Annotated in this window: 17 protein-coding genes and 1 pseudogene; 8 read left to right on the forward strand and 10 right to left on the reverse strand. The window is 60.9% G+C overall.

What is annotated here, in order from left to right; all coding sequences use genetic code 11:
- The first annotated feature begins 191 nt into the window (after window positions 1-191).
- Entirely contained in the window at window positions 192-695 is a 504-nt protein-coding gene (locus J2Y83_RS16790) for a peptidylprolyl isomerase (RefSeq protein ID WP_253396825.1), read from the forward strand.
- Window positions 692-1,441, forward strand: a complete 750-nt coding sequence (gene lpxH, locus J2Y83_RS16795) for a UDP-2,3-diacylglucosamine diphosphatase (RefSeq protein ID WP_253396828.1) — start codon at window positions 692-694, stop codon at window positions 1,439-1,441. The genes J2Y83_RS16790 and lpxH overlap by 4 nt, the downstream gene beginning before the upstream one ends.
- A gap of 120 nt (window positions 1,442-1,561) precedes the next feature.
- Here the strand turns inward: lpxH and J2Y83_RS16800 are convergent, their stop codons facing one another.
- From J2Y83_RS16800 to J2Y83_RS16830, 7 genes are all read right to left on the reverse strand, one after another.
- Window positions 1,562-3,091, reverse strand: coding sequence for a DHA2 family efflux MFS transporter permease subunit (locus tag J2Y83_RS16800; RefSeq protein ID WP_253396830.1), 1,530 nt, complete (start codon window positions 3,089-3,091; stop codon window positions 1,562-1,564).
- The gene (locus tag J2Y83_RS16805; RefSeq protein WP_253396833.1) at window positions 3,091-4,287 is read right to left on the reverse strand and encodes an HlyD family secretion protein; all 1,197 of its coding nucleotides are present in this window, start codon (window positions 4,285-4,287) and stop codon (window positions 3,091-3,093) included. The genes J2Y83_RS16800 and J2Y83_RS16805 overlap by 1 nt, the downstream gene beginning before the upstream one ends.
- A gap of 15 nt (window positions 4,288-4,302) precedes the next feature.
- Window positions 4,303-5,754 (reverse strand): efflux transporter outer membrane subunit, encoded by a 1,452-nt coding sequence (locus J2Y83_RS16810; protein ID WP_253396834.1) that lies wholly within the window; start codon window positions 5,752-5,754, stop codon window positions 4,303-4,305.
- Window positions 5,751-6,224, reverse strand: a complete 474-nt coding sequence (locus J2Y83_RS16815) for a MarR family winged helix-turn-helix transcriptional regulator (protein ID WP_253396835.1) — start codon at window positions 6,222-6,224, stop codon at window positions 5,751-5,753. Before J2Y83_RS16815 ends, J2Y83_RS16810 begins: the two co-directional genes overlap by 4 nt.
- A 142-nt stretch (window positions 6,225-6,366) precedes the next feature.
- Window positions 6,367-10,038 carry a translocation/assembly module TamB domain-containing protein gene (locus tag J2Y83_RS16820; RefSeq protein ID WP_253396836.1) on the reverse strand — a complete coding sequence of 1,224 codons (3,672 nt, stop codon included), beginning with the start codon at window positions 10,036-10,038 and terminating at the stop codon, window positions 6,367-6,369.
- Window positions 10,038-11,765: an autotransporter assembly complex protein TamA gene (locus J2Y83_RS16825; protein ID WP_253396837.1), complete on the reverse strand. Its 1,728-nt coding sequence runs from the start codon at window positions 11,763-11,765 to the stop codon at window positions 10,038-10,040. The genes J2Y83_RS16820 and J2Y83_RS16825 overlap by 1 nt, the downstream gene beginning before the upstream one ends.
- A gap of 63 nt (window positions 11,766-11,828) precedes the next feature.
- On the reverse strand, window positions 11,829-12,479 hold the full coding sequence (locus tag J2Y83_RS16830) for a GNAT family N-acetyltransferase (RefSeq protein WP_253396838.1): 651 nt from the start codon (window positions 12,477-12,479) through the stop codon (window positions 11,829-11,831).
- A gap of 168 nt (window positions 12,480-12,647) precedes the next feature.
- Between J2Y83_RS16830 and xthA the strand changes: the two genes are divergently transcribed.
- Window positions 12,648-13,460, forward strand: coding sequence for an exodeoxyribonuclease III (gene xthA / locus J2Y83_RS16835; RefSeq protein WP_253396839.1), 813 nt, complete (start codon window positions 12,648-12,650; stop codon window positions 13,458-13,460).
- Between the two features lie 134 nt (window positions 13,461-13,594).
- The gene (locus tag J2Y83_RS16840; RefSeq protein WP_253396841.1) at window positions 13,595-14,926 is read left to right on the forward strand and encodes a substrate-binding domain-containing protein; all 1,332 of its coding nucleotides are present in this window, start codon (window positions 13,595-13,597) and stop codon (window positions 14,924-14,926) included.
- A 132-nt stretch (window positions 14,927-15,058) separates the two neighbouring features.
- Here the strand turns inward: J2Y83_RS16840 and J2Y83_RS16845 are convergent, their stop codons facing one another.
- Entirely contained in the window at window positions 15,059-16,285 is a 1,227-nt protein-coding gene (locus J2Y83_RS16845) for an acyl-CoA dehydrogenase (protein ID WP_253396843.1), read from the reverse strand.
- A 151-nt stretch (window positions 16,286-16,436) separates the two neighbouring features.
- On the opposite strand from J2Y83_RS16845, the gene J2Y83_RS16850 reads away from it, so the two are divergent.
- From J2Y83_RS16850 to J2Y83_RS16860, 3 genes are all read left to right on the forward strand, one after another.
- Window positions 16,437-17,372: a LysR family transcriptional regulator gene (locus J2Y83_RS16850; protein WP_253396845.1), complete on the forward strand. Its 936-nt coding sequence runs from the start codon at window positions 16,437-16,439 to the stop codon at window positions 17,370-17,372.
- A 115-nt stretch (window positions 17,373-17,487) separates the two neighbouring features.
- The gene (locus tag J2Y83_RS16855) at window positions 17,488-17,883 is read left to right on the forward strand and encodes a MerR family transcriptional regulator (protein WP_253396847.1); all 396 of its coding nucleotides are present in this window, start codon (window positions 17,488-17,490) and stop codon (window positions 17,881-17,883) included.
- Between the two features lie 16 nt (window positions 17,884-17,899).
- Complete coding sequence (locus tag J2Y83_RS16860) at window positions 17,900-18,799, forward strand: hydroxymethylglutaryl-CoA lyase (protein ID WP_253396849.1); 900 nt, start codon at window positions 17,900-17,902, stop codon at window positions 18,797-18,799.
- 547 nt (window positions 18,800-19,346) lie between these two features.
- Here the strand turns inward: J2Y83_RS16860 and J2Y83_RS16865 are convergent.
- A complete protein-coding gene (locus J2Y83_RS16865) occupies window positions 19,347-24,524 on the reverse strand; it encodes an NEL-type E3 ubiquitin ligase domain-containing protein (protein ID WP_253396851.1) in 5,178 nt (1,725 codons plus the stop codon).
- 81 nt (window positions 24,525-24,605) lie between these two features.
- Window positions 24,606-24,773, reverse strand: a pseudogene (locus tag J2Y83_RS29900) (hypothetical protein); the annotation flags it as partial.
- A 176-nt stretch (window positions 24,774-24,949) separates the two neighbouring features.
- On the opposite strand from J2Y83_RS29900, the gene J2Y83_RS16870 reads away from it, so the two are divergent.
- Complete coding sequence (locus J2Y83_RS16870) at window positions 24,950-26,113, forward strand: isovaleryl-CoA dehydrogenase (protein WP_253396853.1); 1,164 nt, start codon at window positions 24,950-24,952, stop codon at window positions 26,111-26,113.
- Window positions 26,114-26,119 lie beyond the last annotated feature (6 nt).

Below are 26,119 nucleotides of genomic sequence, written 5' to 3' on the forward strand. Positions count from 1 at the left end.
ATCATAGCCGAAGCGGTCAACCGCCTGACAGAGCGCGACCCAAAACTGCTGCTTTAATTGCCCGGGCGGTAAAAAACCACCTCGAAATTCCCGCAGGGCACGCTAAACTGCGCGTCTTGGCCACCGTTTAGCCAAACAGGTCAGGCGCATAGGCGCCCGAACCCACGAATTTCCTGAAAAGAGTAGTACACATGACTCAAGTCAAACTGACCACCAACCACGGTGACATCGTCATCGAACTGAACGCCGAGAAAGCGCCAATCACCGTCGCCAACTTCATTGAATACGTGAAAGCCGGCCACTACGAAAACACCGTTTTCCACCGTGTCATCGGCAACTTCATGGTCCAGGGCGGCGGTTTCGAGCCTGGCATGAAAGAAAAGAAAGACAAGCGCCCAAGCATCCAGAACGAAGCGGACAACGGCCTTTCCAACGACAAATACACCGTCGCCATGGCCCGTACCATGGAGCCGCATTCGGCCTCCGCGCAGTTCTTCATCAACGTCGCCGACAACGCCTTCCTCAACCACAGCGGCAAGAACGTGCAGGGCTGGGGCTACGCGGTGTTCGGTAAAGTCACCGAAGGCACTGACGTCGTCGACAAGATCAAAGGCGTTGCCACCACCAGCAAAGCCGGCCACCAAGACGTGCCAACAGACGACGTGATCATCGAGAAAGCCGAGATCGTTGAGTGATATTGCTGATTTCAGACTTGCATCTGGAAGAAGATCGCCCGGACATTACCCGGGCGTTTCTGGATTTACTCCACGGCCGCGCCCGTGGCGCCCAGGCGTTGTACATCCTCGGGGACTTCTTTGAAGCCTGGGTTGGCGACGATGGGATCACCCCTTTCCAGCGCTCGATTTGCGCGGCCCTGCGCGAGTTGAGCGACAGTGGCACACCGATTTTCATCATGCATGGCAACCGCGACTTCCTGATCGGCAAGGCGTTCTGCAAAGCTGCGGGCGCCAAGCTGCTCAAGGACCCGAGCGTCGTGCAACTCGCCGGCGAGCCCGCGCTGTTGATGCACGGCGACAGCCTCTGCACCCGCGACATCGGCTATATGAAGCTGCGGCGCACCCTGCGTAACCCGATTGTGCTGTTTATCCTGCGTCACCTGCCCTTGCGCACCCGCCACACACTGGCGCGCAAGCTGCGCAGCGAAAGCCGGGCGCAGACGCGGATGAAGGCCAACGACATTGTCGATGTCACCCCCGAGGAAGTGCCGCGGGTGATGCAGCAGTTCGGCGTGCGCACCTTGGTCCACGGCCATACGCACCGCCCCGCCATTCATAAGTTGCAGATTGGTGACCAGGCGGCCAGGCGCATTGTGCTGGGGGATTGGGACAAGCAAGGCTGGGCATTGCAGGTGGATGAGCAAGGGTTTCAGTTGGCGGCGTTTGACTTCGTCAATCCGCAACTGGCACTGCCCGGCGCCTGATCAACTGTGGGAGGGGGCTTGCCCCCGATGGTGGTGTATCAGTCAGCCTGTTTGAAGCTGACCCACCGCTATCGGGGGCAAGCCCCCTCCCACAGTTGATTGCATTCCAACCTTGGTTGATCAGTGCCCTGATGCAGCCGGCCCCGCCTTCGCGGTGAACGGCGGCTTGGCCAGCCACACCAGCAGCATCAAGCCCATGAACATCCACCCCAGCAACGTGAAGTAATCCACGGTGGACATCATGTATGCCTGGCTGGTGAGGATCTGGTCCAACTGCGCATAAGCCTTGTGCCCTGCCCCTCCGAGTGCTTCCAGTGCATTGCGGGTGGCCGAGTCATAGGTGGTCATGTTCTCGCTCATGTACGCATGGTGCTGGTCGGCGCGGCGAATCCAGATCCAGGTGGTCAGCGAGGCCGCGAAGCTACCGCCCAGGGTCCGCAGGAAGGTCGCAAGACCTGCGCCGTCGGCGATTTGGTGCGGCGGCAGGTCGGACATCAGGATGCTCAAGGTCGGCATGAAGAACAGCGCCACGCCGATGCCCATGAACAGCTGCACCAGGGCGATATGCTGGAAGTCCACCTCATTGGTGAAACTGGCGCGCATGAAGCAGCTCAGGCCAATCGCCAGGAACGCCAGGCCTGCCAGCAGGCGCAGGTCGAACCTGTGCGCATACTTGCCGACAAACGGCGACATCAGCACCGGCAGAATACCGATCGGCGCCACGGCCAGGCCGGCCCAGGTTGCGGTGTAGCCCATCTGGGTTTGCAGCCACTGCGGCAGGATCAGGTTGATGCCGAAGAAGCCCGCGTAGCCGAGGACCAGCACGATGGTGCCGATGCGGAAGTTGCGGTAGGCGAACAGCCGCAGGTTGACCACCGGGTGTTTGTCGGTCATTTCCCAGATGATGAACACCGCCAGGGCAATCACCGAAATCGCCGCCCCCACAATGATGAAGTTGGACTCGAACCAGTCCAGGTCGTTGCCCTTGTCGAGGATGATCTGCAACGCGCCGACCCCGACGATCAAGCTCAACAGCCCCACATAGTCCATCGGCTGGTAGCTGGTGACCACCGGGCGTTTCTTCAACTGCGAACGCACCACCATCACCGCAAAGATGCCGATGGGCACGTTGATAAAGAAGATCCACGGCCAACTGTAGCTGTCGGTGATCCAGCCGCCGAGGATGGGACCGGCAATCGGCGCCACCACCGTGACCATCGCCAGCAGTGCCAGGGCCATGCCGCGCCTCGCCGGTGGGTAGACCGCGATCAGCAACGTCTGGGTCATCGGGTACAACGGCCCGGCCACCAAACCTTGCAGCACCCGAAAGCCAATCAGCTCGGGCATCGAAGTGGAAATACCGCAAAGAAACGAGGCCAGCACGAACAGAATGGTGGCCCAGAGAAACAGCTTCACCTCGCCAAAGCGTCGGCTCAACCAGCCGGTCAACGGCAAGGCAATGGCGTTGCTCACCGCGAACGAGGTGATCACCCAGGTGCCCTGCTCCGAACTCACGCCAAGGTTGCCGGAAATGGTCGGCAACGCCACGTTGGCGATCGTGGTATCGAGCACCTGCATGAAGGTCGCCAGCGACAGGCCAATGGTGGCCATCAATAAGCTGGGCGGCGAGAAGGACGCGTTATGGCTCATCAGCGTTGCGCAGCCTTGGGCGCGGCGAGGCTGTTGTCATGAATCAACTGAGTGATCATGGCATCGGCTTCGGCCAATTGGCGGTCATACACGTTGGTGGTGAACGAGGCCTTTTGTGGCGCCTGTTGCGCCAGCACCGGGCCGCTCTGGTCGTGCAGGTCGACGTTGACCAGGGTGCTCAAGCCCACGCGCAGCGGGTGCTTGGCCAGTTCTTCGGCATTGATATGGATGCGCACCGGCACCCGTTGCACGATCTTGATCCAGTTGCCGGTGGCGTTCTGCGCAGGCAGCAAGGCAAACGCGCTACCGGTGCCGGCGCCGAGGCTGTCGATGGTGCCGCTGAACTTCACATCGCTGCCGTAAATGTCCGCTTCGATGTCCACCGGTTGGCCGATACGCATATTGCGCAGTTGGGTTTCCTTGAAGTTGGCGTCGATCCACAGCTGGTTCAGCGGGATCACCGCCATCAACGCCGTGCCCGGCTGCACGCGCTGGCCCAGTTGCACGGTGCGCTTGGCTACATAGCCGGTGACGGGGGCAATCAAGGTGCTACGCGCATTGGCCAGGTAGGCTTGGCGCAGTTGCGCGGCGGCGGCTTGCACGTCCGGATGGGACGAGATCACCGTGTCATCCACCAGCGCGTTGCTGCTTTTGAGCTGTTGTTCAAGGTTGGTCAGGGCGTTCTTGGCCGCGGTCAGGCTGTCGCGGGCGTGGGATAGTTCCTCCTGGGAAATCGCCCCACCCTGGGCCAGGGTTTTACGCCGATTGAAGTTGTCCTGGGCGGTTTGCACATCCGCCTTCTGCGCATTGACCTGGGCTTTCATGCCATCGACGTTGCTGTACAAACCCCGCACCTGGCGCACGGTGCGGGCCAGGTTGGCCTCGGCACTTTGCAGGCCGACGGCTGCGTCGTTGGGGTCGAAGTTGATCAGCACCTGGCCTTCGTGGACCAGGTCGCCATCGTCGGCGCCGATGCTGACCACGGTGCCGGTGACCAGCGGGGTGATTTCCACCACGTTGCCGTTGACGTAGGCGTCGTCGGTGCTTTCATTGAAGCGGCCGTAGAGTTCATACCAACCCCAAACCCCGACGACGCTGAGGATGACGATCAGCGTCAGGCCGATCAGCATCACTTTGCGTTTGCGTGGGTTGTTATCGGGCTTTCCCGTTGCGGTGTTGCTTTCGGCAGTGGCCATGTCAGTTACCTCAAATTATTCCGTGCGTGTAGCTGGGGTGGTCGATGCCACATTTGCGGCGTCGTAGCCGCCACCCAGGGCTTGCATCAGTTGGATCGACAGGTCGATTTGCGCGGCATTCAGGGTCGCTAGCTGGCGCTGGGCTTGCAGCAATTGCTGCTCGATGCTGAGCACGTCCAGGTAGTTGCCGATCCCCGAGCTGTAACGCTGCATCGCGGTGTCGTAGGACTGCTGGGCAATGTCCGCGGCGTGTTGCTGGGCCTGGATCTGCCGACCGGTTTCGCGCAGTTGTGAAAGGCTGTTGCCAATATCGCCCAGGGCTTGCACCAGGGTTTTGTTGTACTGGGCCACGGCCAGGTCATAGTCGGCATCACGCGCATCGAGGTCGGCGCGCAGGCGACCGCCGTCGAAGATCGGCAGCGAGATCGTCGGCGCAATGTTGAAGAAGCGGCTGGCCGAACCGAACATCGCATCGCCCAGCAACGACTCGGCCCCGGCGCTCGCGCTCAGGTTGAGGTTGGGGTAGAAGTTGGCCTTGCCGGCGGCAATGTTCTTGCTTGCCGCTTCCACACGCCAACGTGCGGCGATCAGGTCCGGGCGACGGCCCAGCAATTCGGCGGGCAGCACCGAGGGTACGGCGACGGCGCTGGGCTTGAGTACATTCGGACGCACCAGCTCGTTACCCCGGTCGGGGCCTTTGCCGAGCAATACCGCCAGGGCGATTTTTGCGCTCTGCAGTTGTTTTTCCGCATCGATCAGTTGCGACTGGGAGCTGGCTTCCAGGCTTTCGGTCTGTTGGAACTGGTACTGACTGTCGATGCCCGAGTTCAGGCGGCGCTGGCTCAGGTTGAGCATTTGCCGGGTGCGCTTGAGATCGTCATTGGCCAGGTCGCGCACGATATGCGCCTGGCCCAGGTCGCTGTAAGCCTTGGCCACATCGGCCGCCAGGGTCAGGCGCGCGGCCTGCTGGTCGACTTCGGCGGCCCGGGCCTGGCCCAACGCGGCTTCCCAGGCAGCACGCTGGCCGCCCCAGAGGTCGAAGTTGTAGTTGAAGCTGGCGCCGATATTTCGCACCGTCGAGTAGGCATCGCCCTGCCCCAGCGGGTCCTTGTCTTTCGCCAGGCGCGAACGGCTGACACCGGCGCTGGCGTCCAGGGTCGGCATGCGTGCGGCGTTCGCCGCATAGGCGGCGGCTTCGGCCTGGTGGGCACGGGCGCTGGCCACTTGCATGTCGGGGCTGTTTTGCAGGGCTTCCTGGATCAAGCCGTCGAGTTGCGGGTCGCCGAGGCTTTTCCACCAGTCGGCACGGGGCCAGGCGGCGCTCGACAGGGTCACGCCGGTCAACGACTGACCGGTCTGCAGGGTGTTCGCGTCGAGGCGTCGGCCCTGGGTGTCGAGGCCGCTGAAATTGGCGCAACCGGCCATGCTCATGGCCGCCAGCACCAGGCAAAGGGCACGTGCGTTCATGCTTTACCTACCCGCTGAAGGGTGATGGGATCACCGGCAGCTATGAGCATTTTCTTGAGGATCTTTTCCAGGGTTTGCAATTCACCTGGCTCCAGTGCGCCAGCCAACTGGTTCAATGCCTCGGCGCCGATGTACGGCAGCCTGTCCGCCAGGCGCTGGCCGTCGTCGGTCAATACCAATTGCACTTGGCGACGGTCCAGCGCCGAACGCTTGCGACCAAGCAGGCCTTTTTGCTCCAGGCGATCGAGCATGCGGGTCATCGAACCGCTGTCCAGCGACAGGTGGCGGCACAGTTCCGCCGGGGTGTCGACACCGAACTGCGCCATGATGATCAACACCTTGAACTGCGCGGCAGTGATGCCGTGCGGCTCCATATGGGTGTCGATGATCTTGTCTTTAAGGATGGCGGCACGCCCCAGCAACAGCCCGAGGTGGCAGTTGTGGAAGTTGTCCGGGGTGAAGTGTTTCATCGGAAGTCACCTTATTACTGCCTAGGCAGCGAATGTGTGACGAGATATTACTGCTTAGGCAGCGAATGTCAAATGAAATGATTAGCTTGCTTGGTATGTGCGAGCGAGCAAGCCCGCTCGCACTTTTTCATCGAGGGCGGATCTAGAAATCCCGCTTATAGAAAATATCCAACGAACTGGCCACACCACTGGCCACCTCCAGATACACCTTCTTGCTCAACAGGTAGCGCAAAGCAATGGTGCTGGCCGGCTCGAACACCCCAACCCCATAACGCAGGCTGAGTTTCTCCGAGATCTTGCCGCTGGCGACCACGGCGGTGTTGGTGCCGCTGCCTTGGGTATCGAGTTCGAAATCCTGGATGCCGAGGTTCTTGGCAATGTCCGAGGTCACCCCGGCACTGCCCATCAAGCCCAGGCCCAGGGCGGCTTGGGCGAGCATATTGTTGTCTTCACCGGTGGTGCTCAGCGGACGGCCGAGCACCAGGTAGGACAGCGCCTGTTCCTGGCTCATGGCCGGCTCGGAGAAGATCTGCGTAGTGGGCTGTTCGGCGCTGCCGCTCAAGCGGATACCGGCGACGACATCGCCGGTCTTGCGGATCGCTTCGATATCCAGATAAGGCTGGTCGAGCGGCCCGGCGAACAGCAAACGCGCACGGCGCACATCCAGCTTCTGGCCGTAGGCACGGTAGCGGCCGTCGTTGAGCCACAGCTCGCCGCGGGTGTCCAGGTTGTCGCCGATATGCACATGCCCCTGCACCTTGGCGGTGAGGCCGAAGCCCGAGAAGTTGAGCTGGTCTTCACCCACCGCCACGTCGATATCCATCGCCATTGCCATCGGCGGCTTGCCCTCTTCGGTCTGGCTGCCGACGATCACCGTGTCATCGGAGACCTTGACCGTCGACGGCGGCAGTTCGCGCACGGTGATGTCACCGCGCGGGATCTGCACCTTGCCGGCGATCGCGAGCTTGTCGTTCTTCAGGCTGATTTTCAGGTCGGGCGCGACTTCCAGCACCGCGTAAGGCTCGACGGTGACCGGCAGTTGCGAGCCTTGCAAGCTGAGGTCGACCACCAGGGCGCGCCCCCAGTCGATATGACCCTTGAGGCTGCCCTGCCCGGCCTTGCCGCTGCGCCAGCGGCCATCGAGTTGCACGCTTTCGCCAGCAATCAGCGCCTGCACGTTCAAACCTTCGAGGCTGATGGGCAGTTCCGGTCCGGAAATCTCGCCGCCCACCAAGTTCACGTTGCCGTTGACCAGCGGCGCCAGCAGGCCGCCGGAGATGCGGCCAGTACCGTTGAGCTTGCCGTGGAGTTTTTCCACCATCGGCACAAACGGCCGCGCCACAGCAAGGTCGAGACCGGTGAGGCTGAAGGTGCCGCTGATCGGCTTGTTTTTCGCCAGCGGGCTGATCTGTGCCTGCAACAGCAACTCACCGAGTTTGCCGCCCTGGAAGTTGAGCCGGGTGTCGATGCGCTTGGGGTTGAGAGTGGCGTCCAGTTTCAGCGTGTCGTAGGGGAAATCCAGCCACTGGTGCTTATCCTTGACGCGCAAAATGCCGCCGCTGGCATCCACCGCGATCACGCCTTTGGGGCCGCTGGCCGGTAGGTCGAGCTGTACGTCGGCGTTGAGCGTGCCCTGCCAGGCGAAGTCCTTGGGCAACCAGGCGGCCAGGCTGTCGATGGGGAATTGCTTGAGGTGATAACGCAGCTTCGGCTCGGGCATCAGCCGCTGGTCTTCACCGCACAGGCTGGCCGTGCCTGCGACCCAGCAGTGAGCGGCGAAGGTCAACTTGCCATCGGCCAGCCGCTCGATTTTCGCCGGGGCCTGCAGCTTCCAGTCCTGGCCACCGGCTTGCACGTCGCCGCTGGCCAGGCGCCCACGCCAGTTGCCTTGGTCGAGGTTGCCGTCCAGGGCCAGGGCCAGCTTGACCAGTGGGCCGGCCAGATCCAACTGGACCTTCTGCTGCCTGACATCGCCCTGGGCGCTGGCAGTCAGGGTGCCGACTTGGGTGTCGCCGCTTTGGATGCCGCTGCCCTTGAGGTCGATCTTCGCGCGCTGGGCGTTGTCGAGCGTGGCGTCGAGGCTCAGGCTTTGCAGGCGATTGTCGGCAAACGCCAGTTGCTGGCCCTTGAGGTCGAGTTTGCCTTGCGGCGCTTTGAGGCTGCCGGCCACATCGAGTCGGCCATTGACCTGCCCGCGCAACTGCGGCCACAGCTGGGCCAGGCGCGTCAGTTTGATATCGATCTGCCCGGCCAGGCGTTGTTGCAGGCTGCCGCTGCCGTTGATGCGGTTGTCACCCAGGCGGATATCCAGGTTGGCCAGGGTCCATTGCTCACCCGCGCCTTCGGCCTTGGCGGCCAACACGGCGGGCTGCCCGCGAAGACGGCCCTTGAGGTCGAGGTCGGCGTTCAGCTTGAGCTGTTCGTTTTTGAACTCGCCTTTGCTGCGCAGCGGTCCGGCCAGGGTGCCCGGCAATTCCGCGAGCCAGTACGCCGGATTCAGCGCCGACAGGTCGAGCGCCGTGTCCCAGGCGATGCCGTCGGCGAACTGCAGGTTGAGGTGACCCTCGGCCTTGCCTTGGCCGGCAGCCAGTTTCAGCTCGGGCAGGAACACTTGCTTGAGGTCGCCGCTGAACGGTGTGACCACATTGAATTTACCCGCGGGGCCATCGAGGTCGGCCTTGAGGTTGCCGAGGTAATTGCCGTCCTTATAGGAAATTTCGCCATTGAAGGTGCGCAAGATGACCTGCGGCTCGTCGATCACTGGGTAGAGGCGATGCCAGGGGAAGTCCAGCCAATCGATCTTGGCGTCGGCACTGAAGCCTTGTTGCCAGTCCAGTTGTGCCGTGAGTTTCAGGCTTTGTTTGTCGCCAGCCATCAGATCCAGGCCGGCGATCTGCGCGCCCTTGGCGTCCACCCGACCTTGCAGCAGCATCTCCACTGGGCCTTTTTCCGCTGGCAGTACGGCTTTGCCGAGCAATTGGTAACCGCTGTTCAGGTCGCCTTTGGCGGTCAGGTCGAGTTGATTGAGTTGCAGGGTGTCCGGCAAATCGGCGCTGGGTTTGAAGGCGTCGGCGGTGATGTGCAGTTGCGCCGGCAGGTTTTCCACCAGCGGCTGCAACTCGCCGCTGAGCTTGGCCGACAGGTAACCGCTGCTGTCGGCGTCGAGCTTGAGGGTCTTGAGCAAGTCGCCGTCGACCTTGAGCGCGACTGTCCACGGCGCGCTGCCTGGCGCGTAGGGCAGGCTCAGGTTGCCGCTGGCGGTCAACGGCCAGTCGCCGACAGGTTGCAGCAGGCCGGACAGGTCCAGCACGAGGTCCTCGCGTTGCAGGTGTACGGCGTCGATCTGCAGGCCGGCGGCGGTCCAATGTGCGGCCAATTGCAGGTCCTTGAGCTCTTCACTGCCGTTAAATAGCAGGCTGCCGACGCGAACGTCGCCCAACTGGAGCGCAACCGGCAACCTCAGCGCTGGCAACTGAATCGGCCCGTTGCTCTCTTCCGTGCTTGGCGCAAATTGCAGGCTGACTTGGTCCACATCCAACCGATCAATGCACAGCGTCATGCGCAACAGGCAGGCTGGCGACCAGTCGAACGTCGGCGCGTTGAGCTCGACACGGTCGCTACCCTGCTGCCACACCAACCGCTCGGCACTCCACTGACCGCCCAAACGGCCCTGGAAATTGTCCACGCTCAAGCCCGGCACCTGGCCCAACGCCCAACGGCTGCCCGCCTGGGTCCCGAGTACCGTCCACAACGCCAGCAACACCAAGCCCAGGAGGGCGACGGCAACCAGCCCGGCTCTTTTCAAACCACGCATCACAGCTCAGGCCCCATGGAAAAGTGCAAACGAATACCGCCCGGGTCTTCCAGGGCATGGGCCAGGTCGAGGCGAATCGGCCCGACGGGAGACACCCAGCGCAGGCCGACGCCCACGCCGGTTTTCAGGCTTGGCATTTCCAGGGTGTTGAAGGAGTTGCCCTGGTCGATAAAGGTCGCGATCCGCCATTTTTCGGCGATGGAATATTGATACTCAGCGCTCAAGGCCACCATGTAGCGGCCACCGATGCGGTCGCCGCGGTCGTTCTCCGGCGACAGGGTCTGGTACTCGTAGCCACGCACGCTCTGGTCGCCGCCGGCAAAGAAGCGTAGCGACGGCGGCACCGACTTGTAGCCGTTGGTGGCGCTGCCGCCGATCTGCGCCCGCCCGAGGAAACGGTGGTTGTCCCACACGGTGGTCAGGCCTTTGACCATCGCCGTGCCGTAAAGCAGGTTGGTGTCGGAGCCGAGACCTTCCTTGGCCAGCTTGGTGTCGAATTGCAGGTGGTAGCCGTGGTGCGGATCGATGCGGTTGTCGCTGCGCAGATAGGAATAGCTGAGCCCCGGCATCAGCAGGTTGCTGAGGCCCGAATCGTCGCCCAGGCGATACTCCTCACGCTGCCACTTGAGGGAGACCACCCGGGTCCAGCCGCTGGGCAACTTGCTGTGCCATTCCGGGCCGAGGGTGAGCAATTTACTCAGGGTGTCGGTGTTGGCCAGCTCTTCATTCTGGTAGCCGCCGGCGAAACGCAGCTTGTCGGTAAGCGGTGGGTCGAGCGGGATGTCGTACCACAGGCCAACGTTCTGCCGTGGCGCCGACAGTTCGGCTTCCCAGCCGTAACTGTGACCCTGGGGGTTGACCCAGTGGCGCGTCCAGTTGGCCTTGCCCCGCGGGCCGACGTCGGTGGAAAAACCCAGGCCCAGGCCCATGGTGCGTGGCTTGCGGGTTTCCAGTTGCACCGCGACCGGGATCACATCGTTGGCCGACGCAGCCGGCGCGGCGTCCACCCGCACGCCCTCGAAAAAGCCGCTGCCTTGCAGGTTCTGGTTCAGCTCGGCGATCAGTTCGGAATCGTAGGGCGCACCGTTTTTGAACGGCACCATGCGCTGCAGCAGCTCTTCATCAAAGGGCGTATTGCCGGCAAAGCTGACCTTGCCCAAGGTGTAACGCGGGCCGCTGTCATACACCAGTTCGATATCGGCGACGCCCGCCTTGGGGTCGACCGACAGGGTCTGGCGGGTAAAGCGCCCACTGAAGAAACCGTAGCGCGAGGCCTGGTTCTGGATCAGACGCTTGGCGTCTTCGTAATGGCCGTGGTTGAGCACGGCACCGGTTTGAAGGTCGTGACTGGCGGGCACACGAAAGGCTTTGAGGGCCGCCGCAGGGCCATCGACCCGAATGGTCACGTTGCGCAAATGCACCGGTTCCCCGGGGTCGATGGTGAGGGTCAGGCGCGGGTTCTTGCCGCCCTGCACATCACTGCTGATCTGCGGCTGATAGAAGCCCAAGGCCTGGGCCGCTTTGCGCGCCTGCTCTTCGGCGCCACGGCTGAACCGCAGCAACGCTTCTTCATCGCGATCGCCTACCCCGCCGATGTAGCCTTCGATGTTGGCTTTCAACGCGTCGTTTGAGGGTTTGACGCGCACGTCCAGTTCGCTTTGCGCCAAAGCGCCGCAGCTTGTGAACAGCAGAATCAAGCCGCTGGTAAATCTTCCTGGAAACTTCATAGGCGCGGATGCTACACGAGCTGGAGAGACTCTTTGAACTCAGATTTATCTGAAAATCCTGACTCAAGTCGTTACAGCCTGTAACGGCTGTGGATTGGCATGAAAAAACACATGCTCCAGGATCGGTCCTACAGCAACTTCGCCGATTTCCTCATAACCCTGACGCTTGTAGAACTCCAGGTAACGCGAGTTGCCGGTATCGAGCACCACGCCGGACGAATGCGGGTCCTCGGCGCACCAGTTGTGTACCGCGCCGAGCAGTTGCTCACCGAAGTGCTTGCCTTGGAATTGCGGGTGAATGCCCAGCAACGGCAATACATGCACCGACTCGCTGGGCAGGCACGCCAACACCGCTTGGTGATAATCCAGGTAACGCCGCGTACCGCGCACACCGGTGCTCAACCACATGCGCAATTGCCAGGCCCAGCTCTCGGTGATGCCCAGGCGCCGCTGGGGCGGCGCGATCAACGCAATGCCGATCAAGCGGTCGTCGACGAACAGGCCGATGGCGGGGAGTTTCTGGAAGAAATGCTGTTTGACCAGCTCGCGCACGGTGGCACGCACCCGCTGCTCATACCCCGAGCGCTCAGCTTCGAAGATGTAGGCGAACGTCGGCTCATGGCGATAAGCCTGGTACAGCAGGGAGCGTGCTTCGCTGGAATAGTCGCTATTGAGCAGACGGATTTCGGCAATCGCAGTTGAAGTGTCAGGCATACGGTGAATCTCCCTGGGCGCCATTCAAAAGACGGCGTTCTTATGGGTACGAACTTACGCAGCGCAAGTCGTTCCCAGACATTAGCAGCGCATCCGTCCTACCGCCACGCTGGCCCCCGTCCGACTTGTCGGCTAGCATCGCCCTTTTGCCAGACTGGACAGCCGACCATGAAAATCGTCTCTTTCAATATCAACGGGCTACGGGCTCGCCCGCATCAGTTGGCGGCGCTGATTGAAAAGCATCAACCCGATGTGATCGGCCTGCAGGAAACCAAGGTCCACGACGACCAGTTCCCATTGGCCGACGTGCAGGCCCTGGGGTATCACGTGTACTACCACGGCCAGAAAGGCCATTACGGTGTCGCCCTGCTCTCGCGCAAAGAAGCATTGAGCGTACACAAAGGTTTTGCCAGCGATGAAGAAGACGCCCAGCGCCGCTTTATCTGGGGCACCTTCGCCGATGCACAGGGCAACCCGGTCACCATCATGAACGGCTATTTCCCCCAAGGCGAAAGCCGCGACCACCCCACCAAGTTCCCGGCCAAGCAGCGCTTCTACGCAGACTTGCAACAGTTGCTGGAAAGCCAGTTCAGCAACGACCAGGCGTTGGTGGTGATGGGCGATGTGAATATTTCCCCGGAAGACTGCGACATCGGCATTGGCCCCGACAACGCCAAGCGTTGGCTGAAAACCGGCAAGTGCAGCTTCCTGCCGGAAGAGCGCGAGTGGATGGCCCGCCTGAAGAACTGGGGCCTGGTGGACAGCTTCCGCCACCTCAACCCCGACGTGACCGACCGTTTCAGTTGGTTCGACTACCGCAGCCGTGGGTTTGAAGATGAGCCCAAGCGTGGCCTGCGTATCGACGTGATCCTGGCGTCCAACGGCTTGCTGCCCAGGATCAAGGATGCGGGGGTGGACTACGAACTGCGCGGCCTGGAAAAACCCTCGGACCATGCGCCGATCTGGCTGGAATTGAGCTGATTTCAAGTACGACGCGCTTAAACCATGTGGGAGCAAGCGCCCTCCCACATTTTTACAGTTGAGCGTCAGTCATATTACTGAAACCCAACTGACTTAATCTCGCGGCACTCCCTTTGCCTCGAGACGGTGCCGGCATGATCCCGCGCGTTCTGTTACTGCTGACCCTTTTTCCCCTGTTTGCCGTTAGCGCGCCGCTGCCCGTTCCCGATCAAGGCCCCGCCTTGCGCATCCAGGGCTCCAACACGATTGGCGCGGCGCTTGGCCCGGCGCTGGTCAAGGGGTTGATGGAGCAGCAGGGACTGCAAGGGGTACACGCTGAACCCGCCGAAGGCGCCAATGAACTGCGCGTGATCGGCAAGACTCGCCAGGGCAAGACGCTGACCATCGAGGTCGCGGCCCATGGTTCCAGCACCGGGTTTGCCGCGCTGCACAAAGCCAGCGCCGACCTTGCCGCCTCATCCCGCCCGATCAAAGACAGCGAACTGGTGGACCTCGAACCCCTGGGCGACCTGAAAAGCCCCGAGGCCGAACAGGTGATCGCCATCGACGGCCTGGCCATCATCCTCAACCCACGCAACCCGCTGAATACGCTGAACACCGAGCAACTGGCGCAGATTTTCAACGGTGAGATCAGTACCTGGGAGGCACTCGGCGGCATCGGCGGAGCGATTCATTTATATGCACGGGATGACCGGTCGGGCACCTATGACACGTTCAAGGACCTGGTGCTCAGCCGTCGCGGCAAGCCCCTCGCCGCGTCGGCCAAGCGCTTCGAGGCCAGCGAGCAACTGTCGGATGCGGTGAGCCAGGACCCGCAAGGCATCGGCTTTATCGGCCTGCCCTATGTGCGCCAGGCCAAGGCGGTGGCGATCGTCGACGGTGACTCGCAACCGATGTTGCCGCTCAACAGCCTGATTGCCACCGAGGACTACCCGCTGTCGCGCCGCCTGTTCTTTTACCTGCCGCCGACCACACACAACCCGTGGGCCAAGGCGCTGGTGGACTTTACCCAAAGCAGCAAGGGCCAGGCGATCGTGGCGGCCAACGGGTTTATCGCGCAGCGGGTCCAGGCGATGGGCGTGGAGCCGCGCCCTTCGATGCCCGAGGACTATCAGGCAATTGCCCGCGAGGCCCAGCGCCTGACGGTGAATTTTCGCTTCGAAGAAGGCAGCGCCAGCCTGGACAACAAAGCGCGCCAGGATGTGCAACGCGTGGTGGCGTATATAAAAAGCCACGACAAGCTCGACAAGCAGGTGACGCTGGTGGGGTTCGGCGATATCAAGAATGACCCGCAACGCGCGGCGCTGTTGTCCAAGCTGCGGGCGATGGCGGTGCGTCGGGAACTGGTCAAGAACGGCGTGGTGCTGCGCGATATTCGCGGGTTCGGCGCGCAGATGCCGGTGGCGGCAAATACGGCGGATGAAGGCCGGATCAAGAATCGGCGGGTGGAGGTGTGGGTGTACTGAGGTTTGGGTTTGGTGTTGTTCGCATGGGCCTCGTCGCGGGCAAGCCCCCTCCCACAGTCGACCGAGTTGTGCATGAGAACGCGGTCCAGTGTGGGAGGGGGCTTGCCCGCGATAGCAGGCGACGCGGTGTTACTACCCGCCGCGCATCAGCTCTTTAGGCACATACTTGCCAATCTCGAACTTGCCGATCGCCGCACGGTGGACTTCGTCCGGGCCGTCGGCCAGGCGCAGGGTGCGTTGCATGGCGTACATGTAGGCCAGCGGGAAGTCGTTGGAGACGCCCGCGCCGCCATGGATCTGGATCGCGCGGTCGATCACCTTCAACGCCACGTTCGGCGCCACGACCTTGATCTGCGCGATTTCGCTTTTCGCCACTTTGTTACCCACGGTGTCCATCATGTACGCCGCCTTCAGGGTCAGCAGGCGTGCCATGTCAATTTCCATCCGCGAGTCGGCGATCTTGTCGATATTTCCGCCCAGGCGCGCCAACGGTTTACCGAACGCGGTACGGCTGATGGCGCGTTTGCACATCAGTTCCAGCGCGCGCTCGGCCATGCCGATGGAGCGCATGCAGTGGTGAATGCGGCCAGGACCAAGGCGCCCCTGGGCAATTTCAAAGCCACGGCCTTCACCCAGCAGGACGTTTTCATACGGCACACGCACGTTATCGAACAGCACTTCGGCGTGCCCGTGGGGCGCATCGTCGTAGCCGAATACCGGCAGCGGGCGCACGATTTTCACGCCAGGGGCGTCCACCGGCACCAGGATCATCGAGTGCTGCTGATGGCGCGGCGCATCGGGATTGCTCAGGCCCATGAAGATCAGGATTTTGCAGCGCGGGTCACAGGCGCCGGAGGTCCACCATTTTTTGCCGTTGATTACCCACTCGTCGCCCTGGCGCTCGGCGCGGGCAGCCATGTTGGTGGCGTCCGAGGAGGCCACGTCAGGCTCGGTCATGGCGAAAGCCGAGCGGATCTCGCCACGCAGCAGCGGTTCGAGCCAGCGCTGTTTCTGTTCGGCGTTGGCATAGCGCACCAGCACTTCCATGTTGCCGGTGTCCGGCGCGGAGCAGTTGAACGGCTCCGGACCTAGCAGCGAACGGCCCATGATTTCCGCCAGCGGCGCGTATTCAAGGTTGGTCAGGCCGGCGCCCAATTCGGATTCGGGCAGGAACAGGTTCCACAGGCCTTCGGCTTTCGCCTTGGCTTTCAGCTCTTCCATGATCGCGGTGGGCTGCCAGCGGTCGCCTTCGCTGACCTGGCGTTCGAACACCGGTTCGGCTGGGTAAACATAAGCGTCCATGAACGCAGTGACGCGTTCACGCAGTTCCTGAACCTTGGGCGAATAGGCGAAATCCATGAGCAGCTCCCTTCTTTGAGAGGTTGTTTAGGTCATGCAATCGATGCTAGAACAGCGTTGATAATTTACCTAGCCTATTCTCGGCGTGTATTAACATTCATCACCGATATATGATCGGGGCATGGCCACCTAACAATAAGAGCGCAACGAAATGAATCTGAGCAAGGTCGACCTCAACCTGTTTATCGTCTTTGACGCGATCTACACCGAAGCCAACCTGACCCGTGCCGGGCAGATTGTCGGCATCACCCAACCGGCGGTGTCCAATGCTCTGGCACGCCTGCGCGAGACCTTCAACGACCCGCTGTTCGTGCGCACCGCCCAAGGCATGGTGCCCACGCCGATGGCGCAGAACATCATCGGCCCAGTGCGCAATGCGCTGTCATTGCTGCGGGTGTCGGTGCAGGAAAGCCGGATTTTCAACCCGCAGCAGGCGGCCAAGACCTACCGCATCAGCATGACCGACTTGACCGAGGCGGTAATCCTGCCGCTGCTGTTCCAGCGCCTGCGTCGCCTGGCGCCGACGGTGGTGATCGAGAGCTTCCTGTCCAAACGCCGCGAGACCACCAAAGAGCTGGCCGCCGGGCGCCTGGATTTTGCCGTCGATGCGCCGCTCAACACCGACCCGCAGGTGCGCCACGTCAAGCTGATGGAAGACCGCTACGTGTGCGCCATGCGCAAGGGTCACCCGATGGCGGGCAAGGCCACGTTCAGCCTGGATGATTACCTGTCGCTGACCCATATCCATATCTCCAGCCGCCGCAACGGCCTGGGCCATGTCGACCTGGCCCTGGGCAAGATGGGCATCCAGCGCAAGATCGCCCTGCGCTCCCAGCATTACCTGATGGCCTCGCAAGTGTTGCAGCAGACCGACATGGTAATGACCGTTCCCGAACGCTTCGCCCGCCGTCATGAACTGCACTGGTTCAATCTGCCGGTCAACGACGTGCCAGCGGTGGAAACCCACCTGTACTGGCACGAAAGCACCGACCAGGACCCGGCCAACCGCTGGATGCGTGAGCAAATGATCGAGTTGTGCCAGCAGGTCACAGCCCATGAAAATAAGCTGGATAAACAACAGGCCTGAGGTTGAAGAACGCCCCCTGTGGGAGGGGGCTTGCCCCCGATGGGCTGCGCAGCGCCCCTTGACGTTTACGTAAACCTGCCATTAGCTTAGCGCCAAGACCTTCTTGAGCGCCCTCATGAGCACGACCTACAGCATTTCCGACCTCGCCCGCGAGCTCGACATCACCACCCGCGCCATTCGCTTCTATGAAGAACAAGGCCTGCTGGCCCCGGAACGCCGGGGCCAGGAGCGCATCTACTCGGCGCGGGACAAGGTCAGCCTCAAGCTGATCCTGCGGGGCAAGCGCATCGGTTTTTCCCTGGCCGAATGCCGTGAACTGATCGAACTCTACGACCCCACCAGCGGCAACCATATCCAACTCAACAGCATGCTGGTGAAGATCGCCGAGCGTCGCGAACAGTTGGAGCAGCAGTTGCTGGATATCGAACAAATGAAGCTGGAACTGGACACCGCCGAAGAGCGCTGCACCCAGGCCCTGGCCGAAACCATCCAAGGCCAGGCTGGCCGTTGATCATAAGGTAGTTGCCATGTCCCTCCCCTCCCATGTGCGCCTGGTCGAAGTCGGCCCGCGCGACGGATTGCAGAACGAAGCCCAACCCATCAGCGTGGCCGACAAGGTGCAGTTGGTGGATGCCTTAAGCGCCGCCGGCCTGAGCTATATCGAAGTCGGCAGTTTTGTCTCGCCTAAATGGGTGCCGCAGATGGCCGGCTCCGCCGAAGTCTTTGCGCAGATCCAGCGCAAGCCCGGCGTGACCTATGGCGCGCTGGCGCCGAACCTGCGCGGTTTTGAAGATGCGCTGGCCGCCGGGGTCAAGGAGGTCGCGGTGTTTGCCGCCGCATCCGAGGCGTTTTCCCAGCGCAACATCAACTGCTCGATCAGTGAAAGCCTGGCGCGCTTCGTGCCGATCATGGCGGCCGCCAAACAGCAGGGGGTCAGTGTGCGCGGCTATGTGTCCTGCGTGCTGGGGTGTCCCTATGAAGGCGCGGTCGCCCCGGAACAAGTGGCGGCGGTGGCCCGCGAACTGTTTGCCATGGGCTGCTATGAAGTGTCCCTGGGCGACACCATCGGCACCGGCACGGCGGGGGCCACGCGCCGGTTGTTCGAGGTGGTGGGCGCACAGGTGCCACGGGACAAGTTGGCGGGGCACTTCCATGACACCTATGGCCAGGCCGTCGCCAACGTCTATGCCAGCCTGCTGGAAGGAATCAACGTGTTCGACAGCTCTATCGCGGGCCTGGGCGGTTGCCCCTACGCCAAAGGCGCCAGCGGTAACGTCGCCACCGAAGATGTGGTGTACCTGCTCAACGGCCTCGGGATCGAGACCGGCATCGACCTGGAGCGATTGATTCTCGCGGGCCGGCAGATCAGCGACGTACTCGGCCGGCCCAGCGGCTCGCGCGTTGCCAGGGCGCGTAACGCCAGTTGAGTAGCTTAGCCGTGACAATGTGTTACCGCAGGCTGGCCGGACGAGTAACACGGGAACATATTTTCCCGCGTTTACCGTAGGCCATTTCTCAAAAAAACTCAAACCATTGATTTTAAACGATTTTTAAAAGTTGGCACGGCTTCTGCTATCTCTATGGCATAACAAGAATAAAAAGCGCCAAACCTAATAAAAATAAGACGAAACGACTCTGACATAACAAAAACAACACGGCAGAGACGCAGCTAACAGATTTTTTTGGAGAAGATGTGCTTCGCAGGGTACGGCTTGCCGAAACCCGCAACCGGATAGAGAACAATAAAACTACCTCAGGTAGCTACCCACTGGTTGGATCGCGTGCGAAGAAGCAGATCAGCGCTCAAAAAAATACGTTTGCTCTTGACCCTGAATGGGGGTCGCCAAAAACAGCGGTAAAGGGTAACGGTTGCTAACAACAACAATAGACCGCCCCTCAATAATAAAAAAAGAGCACGTAACAACAAATTAAAGGGGACCTTAGGGTCCCCTTTGTGCTGTCTGCACCCTTCGTTCAGAGCGATGTCCCTTCCATGGCCGCAAAGTTATTGAGCACCTTGCGCGTCAGGGCTTTCAGCGCTCGTTGTTCCAGCTCCCGTCGCTCCCACCCCAATAGGCTGAGCTCGCTCTCGAAAAAGGCACTTTGCATCGAGCCGTCCACCAGAATGTCAGCCCGACGCTGGCCCAACAGGCCCGCCAACCGGTCGGCCGCCGCGTCATACTTTATCTGCCACTGATTCCTTGTGCTCTCGTCCGCGTCGCTGAGCGGCTCTCCTTGCAGATCCGAAAGCTCAAACAACGCAGTGCTTTTCTGCTCGATCAGATCAACCGCCGGCACCATCAACGCCTTGAGCGCTTGCGGGTATTGGGTACGCAGGTGTTTCTCCCAGAACATGCGTCCGACAAAAAAGACTTCCTCGGCAGCGGCATTACCCTCATCCCTCAGCACTTGCGCATAGGCCTCATCAATCGCCGCCTGACTCACGTTCGCCTGCTCGAAAAACAACATGTCCCGGGATATGACCGGCAAGTCCAGTTTTTCCGCCAGCCGGGTCCGATACGCGAGGATCACTTCGACCTGCTCGGTAAACCCCGGCCCTCGCGACGCGACATCCCGTTGGGCAATGGCGTCCACCAGCGTTAACCGGAACAACCTCTTCGCCGTGGATATCAGCGGCCTCTCGGCATTCTGCGCGCCCGCCAACTCAAGCGCCCTGGCTGCCATCAGCTCACTTTCAAGGTTCATGAACTCGACCGAGCTGCCATCGCCACAGGTGACTCGGTCGTCGGCAACCGCGAATAACGACTCGCGAATCTCTTGGCTTTCACTCGCCGCCTCCAGCATGTCCCACACTCGCTGCGCCAGTGCCGGGCGGGTCACTTCGCTGACGTATTCGGCACTGCGGGTGGTGTCGGCCAATACCGTAAAAAAATCGGCCGACTCAGGGCTGGCCCTGAGTCCGTCCCACACACCACCACGCCGCACCAGCTCTGCGGGCGAAGCCCCCTCCAGCCACAAACCGCGTGCTTCGTCCACGGAGATGTGCTCACCCCATTGCGCCGGGCTCATTGGCCTGTCCAAACGAAGTCGCTCGAGGGTAGCCGCCGACAGAGGATTGTCATGCACGTTGATGCGCTCCAGATGCTCGTAAGCGTATTCGGGCAACTGGGTGATCCGGTTCGTATGCAGGTCGATGTGGGCCAGGTGCGGCACCCGTTCGGCCCCCACAGGAAACCTGATGGTGCCCGTATTCGGTAGATAAAGTTGATTCAGATTTCGCAAGCCGCGCAGATCGGCCTGCCATCCCAAGCGGGAATTATCCCCCAGATTCAGAATCTTCAAGCTCTGCATAGCCTCCAGGCGCACGCGGCTTTGTTCGGTCAGTTGGATATCATTTCGACTCAGGTTGAGCTTGGTCAGCCCTGCTCCGCCATTCTTGAACTCCGGCAGTTGCGTGAGGTTGTTCTCGCTCATGTTCAGCCAGCGCAATCCGCCAAATGCATTCAGAAAAGAAGAGGTGCTGTCCGAAAGCCCCATCCGACGTAACACCAGGCGGCCCACATGGTCCATGTTCGCGGTGATCGCCGGCAGTTCGCCGACCACCTCATCCGACAGATCCAGCACGTGACCGATCGGTGTTTGATCCCCTGCGAACGCCTGTGCGGAGCCTCGCCGCCAAGCGTTCTTGATCGCGCCCGCGACTCGGCGCCTGGTCATTGCGTAGCCTGAGCCCGCCTCCTGCTGCCAACTGACCAGCGTCCTGTCCAGTTCTGCGAACTCCACTTCCAGGTGAGTCAGCCTCTCCAGAAGCGTGGCGTCGCCGGCGCCTAGAAGGCCAAGCATTGCCTCGACCTCTTCCAGGGACTTTGATGGATAGAGCGACATCGCTTTCATCTTACAAACAAACGGCCGCCCGTCCGCGCCGCCCACCGGACTTAGCGGATAACCGATGCGTCCGTCGGCCAGGCGCATCGGTGATTTGAACCCCGGCCTGATTGTTTGCAAACCAAGCGCACGCCGGCTTGCCTGTTCGCTCAGTGGCAGTTGCGTAAGCCGAACTTTCAGGGTTTGAGTAGACGTCTCGAACGCTGACCAAGTGGTGAACTTACCGCCGCTGCCTAACCAGAGCATACTGAAAAAGGCGTTCTCGCCTGTGCCCCGGTACACAAGGTCTTCCGCCGTGCGGTAGAGCGCCCACTCCTTCATGTCGGTGCAGATCAGGCGAAATCGTGTGGGGGCGCTCACATCTCCCACCTGGTCCAGTACAGGGCCATCGTTCGTATCCGCACGCAACTCAATACACACATCACTCAAAAATTCCGGTAATGAGGCCAGTTTGTGCAGGGCCAGACGCACGCCGTCCATCGTGAGTTGATTGCCGAACAGAAGATCCGCATGCGCCCGCATGACACGCGCCTTCTGCGCGTAGTAGCGCGCCTCCTCAGCCAAACGCAACGGCAAGCGTGACGTAGACGTCATGCTTGCCAACTCCCGGCTGCTGGCATGGATCACTATTTGCTCGGCAGCCAGTTTAGGCACACCGGGAACGCTGCTCTGGATCAACTGCACGTTTGCATCACCGGAAACTTCACCGGCCGACATCTCCATATTGAACAGCTTGCCTCTGTTGCTTTTGGCTAATTCCAGCAAATAGTCGCGGTATCTCAATGCCCTGCCGGCAGGTGTACGCCGTTTTAGCATCTCCAGTTCGAGCAGGGAGTCGAGCGTTGGGGCGGCGGCGCCAGCAGGTTGATGTGCCGGTGGCCGACGGAGCGCTTCGATGATAGGCCGAGTCCTGCGCTCAATCAGTTCTTCATTCAACAAGTGGCGTATTTCGGGCTCGCTCAACTGGTTTAATAATGTAGGAAAGAGCAGGCCGCTCTGGACCTGCTCATGCTTGAGCGTGACCACCCGAGCGGAGTCCGTCACAGGGCCGGATCTCCACACCTGGTTACCCCCTTCATCAACGGCCACCAGCACCCGCGATTCAGGCCACCGACCACTGTCAATCAACAACCTGACTTGCATAAACCAGTCGACCCGGGCAAAAACCTCAGGATCCGAGTGGCCCAAGCGGTCGATAAAGGCCTGTTGCCTGGCGTTGAATTCAAATCGCCGGAGCATGTCCTTGAACAGTGGCGCAGGCTCCCGATGCTCGGTAAATACCTGACGCAACTCGTCATCCGACACACCGCTCATCGCTCTGGCGTGCTCAAGCTGGCTATCGCTCAGGTGATCGACTGTATGGCCGATACGACGCAGCAGGGTCTTGCGATCCCACGTCAACGGCTGTTCAAACTCATGCACCCAGGCCCCCTCATTGTTGTGACGCAGCCGTGGCGCATAACGTGAATCGCCATCGGGGTGAAGGAGCTTGAATTCGTGTGCGGTGTCGCTGGCCTCAACCTTGTAGTACCCCCCATCCGTTGCCGACAGGTACAGGCCTCGTTCATGCGCATAGAGCCCCTGGGCGTTCGCCTTGAGCCCGTCGGGCAACGTAACCTGGTGCAGGTATTCCCTCGGTTTGAAATCATACAAACGTGTGCGTCCACCGAACTCCACATGCACCAGACGTTTGACAAATGCCGTGTCTTTCGCCGCCATCAGCCCCACGGGTACCGCCAGCATCGCCAGGTTGAGCCCCACCACCGAAAAATGCGCCCAGGCCGCTTGAGCATCGTCTTCAGACCAGGCTTCAATCCCTTCGCCGATCTCATAGACCATCTGTACGGCCGCGACGACCAACATGACTTCACCGAGAAACGGCACCACCGCAGAGGCAAGATTGAGAATATCCAGCGCCGTACCGCCCCACGACCAGAGCCAGGCCTTATAAGCCCGATCAGTGACGTCCTGAGTCGACACCGCACAGGAACTGGCATTGTTCATGATCATCTGGATGCGCTGCTTCGCGCAGTCCATCCACATATCTCGCCACGACGTCGCGTAGGTTCCCTGGTGATTGATCCGGCCTTTTTTGGCAGGGGCAAAATCGTCGCCGTCGGAGTAGGCCGCATCCGGATCGAGCAAAGCTTTGAGTTGCGTAAAGAACCCGTCCTGATGGGCAAGCGGCACGAACTGACTGAAGAATTTCCGGTAGTCGGCACTACACAAGCGTGTCGTCAGGTGGTCGGTAAAGGCCGCAATGTTGCTATAGGCTCTGAGCGGATGGAGGGGATCGCCAGGGATGTACACCATGCACCGTCGCGGCAAGAGTTCGGCATTTCTCAGGTTGGCGCGCCATATGACCGGTCCGATGATCAGGATGTTCTCGAGAACGAAGGTGCATAACCGCAGCGGCGAAAATTTTACCGTCTCCTGTGCTTGCTTGGCCCCCAACTGGTCAATCAAAATGTCCTTGATCAGTTGGTAATCATCGGGCTGGATGTCGCCCTTCATCAAGGCAATCTCGGCTGCCAGCTCCAATTGATGCCGATGGCTGATGATCAGGTTGCTGTACAGTTTGCCAATCCGTCCTTGCGTTGCGTCTGTCTGTATCTGGCTATTGATAAAGGCTCGTACATGTTCGTAGTACGAGTGCCCCAGATCCAGCTCCCTGCACAGTTGGGCAAACTCATGGGCCTTGATGCCCAACTTCGCCACCCGAACGTTTCCCGCCGGATGAAGCCTCGTGCTTGAATATTGGTAAAAGTTGTATCGCGTGAGCAGGTGACAGTCCTGGCAAACCGGCTCGATTGCCTCGTCCGGGGTGAAGTTGTTCAGCGCTGCCTCCAGCAGGCTGATTCCGCGGTAGAAATAGTACTCCGAGGCCAATTCGCTGACGCGAGTGGTCAGGACCTCATTGGGCTCGGTGCTGCATTCTTTCTGCTCCATCTTGCGGGCATAAAACACCGCTCTGACGTCCAGCCGTTGGCCGAACTTTTTTTCGATTGCGGCCACCAACAACGGCTCGGCATACTCCGTCGGCCCTTGCAGCCCACTGAACATTTGATCCACCTGGTTCAAGGAGTGCCTGCTGCGCGTGTGGACGGCCTTCATGCGGTCCCTCGCACTCGTCGAGGCTTTTTTGTACCAGGGGGGAATATTCAGGCCCAACGACGCCAACTCGGTTTTGCGCTCATCCAGCGCCTCGGTGTACCAGTCTGGGGTGTTGCTCCTGATTACCTGCACATGTGGGCTCTGCTCATCAGGAACCGGGCGTGCGCGCGGGGTAATTGTGCTGCCTGTCATCGTTACAACCTTCAAGTGGCGAAATAATCCGCCACTTTAGGTAACGCGTGTCAGCGGGAAGCAGTAGGCATGTACCTCAATTCAGCGCTCGGCGTGCAGCTCTTCGATGCCGATTTCGCGCATGCGGAATTTCTGGACCTTGCCCGTCACCATAATCAGGAATTCCTCCACGATTCTGAAATGCTTGGGCGTCTTGAAATGCGCAATGCGGCCTTTGCACCACGCTTGCAGTTCCAGCTCGCTGGCCGATCACGCTGTAGCCTCGGGTACACCGCTCACCCCTGTTGTCTTTTTTGCAGGTTGACGTATACGTAAACTACGATTGACAGCGCCGCGACACAGGCTTACGTTAACGTAAAGGTTAGCGCCCCTCCCCCGGCGCCGTCACCCCACAACAACAAAGCTCAATAATAAAGGTGCCTTCCATGAGTTACCCCTCCCTGAACTTCGCCCTCGGCGAAACCATCGACATGCTGCGCGACCAAGTGCAGTCCTTCGTGGCCAAGGAGATTGCTCCGCGCGCGGCACAAATCGACATCGACAACCTGTTCCCCGCCGACCTGTGGCGCAAGTTCGGTGACATGGGCCTGCTGGGCATTACCGTGGCGGAAGAATACGGCGGTGCCGGCCTGGGTTACCTGGCGCATGTGGTGGCCATGGAAGAAATCAGCCGGGGTTCGGCGTCGGTGGCGTTGTCCTACGGAGCCCACTCCAACCTCTGCGTGAACCAGATCAACCGCAACGGCAGCCATGAACAGAAACTCAAGTACCTGCCGAAACTGATCAGTGGCGAACACGTCGGCGCCCTGGCCATGAGCGAGCCGAATGCCGGTTCCGACGTGGTCTCGATGAAACTGCGCGCCGACAAGCGCGGCGACCACTACGTGCTCAACGGCAGCAAGACCTGGATCACCAACGGCCCCGACGCCAGCACCTACGTGATCTACGCCAAGACCGACCTTGAGAAAGGCGCCCACGGCATCACCGCGTTTATCGTCGAGCGCGACTGGAAAGGCTTCAGCCGCAGCAACAAGTTCGACAAGCTCGGCATGCGCGGCTCCAACACCTGCGAGCTGTTCTTCGATGACGTGGAAGTGCCGCAGGACAACATCCTCGGCATACTTAACGGCGGCGTCAAAGTGCTGATGAGCGGCCTGGACTACGAGCGCGTCGTACTTTCAGGCGGCCCGACCGGGATCATGCAAGCCTGCATGGACCTGATCGTTCCCTACATCCACGACCGCAAGCAGTTCGGCCAGAGCATCGGCGAATTCCAACTGATCCAAGGCAAAGTCGCCGACATGTACACCCAGCTCAACGCCAGCCGCGCCTACCTGTACGCGGTGGCCCAGGCCTGCGAGCGCGGCGAAACCACGCGCAAGGACGCGGCCGGGGTGATCCTCTACAGCGCCGAACGCGCCACGCAAATGGCCCTCGACGCGATCCAGATCCTGGGCGGCAATGGCTACATCAATGAATTCCCCGCCGGACGCCTGCTGCGTGACGCCAAGCTGTACGAAATCGGTGCCGGCACCAGTGAGATCCGACGCATGTTGATCGGTCGCGAACTCTTCAACGAAACCCGCTGAAGGAGC

Source organism: Pseudomonas marginalis (assembly GCF_024169655.1).
GTDB classification, from domain to species: domain Bacteria; phylum Pseudomonadota; class Gammaproteobacteria; order Pseudomonadales; family Pseudomonadaceae; genus Aquipseudomonas; species Aquipseudomonas paraveronii.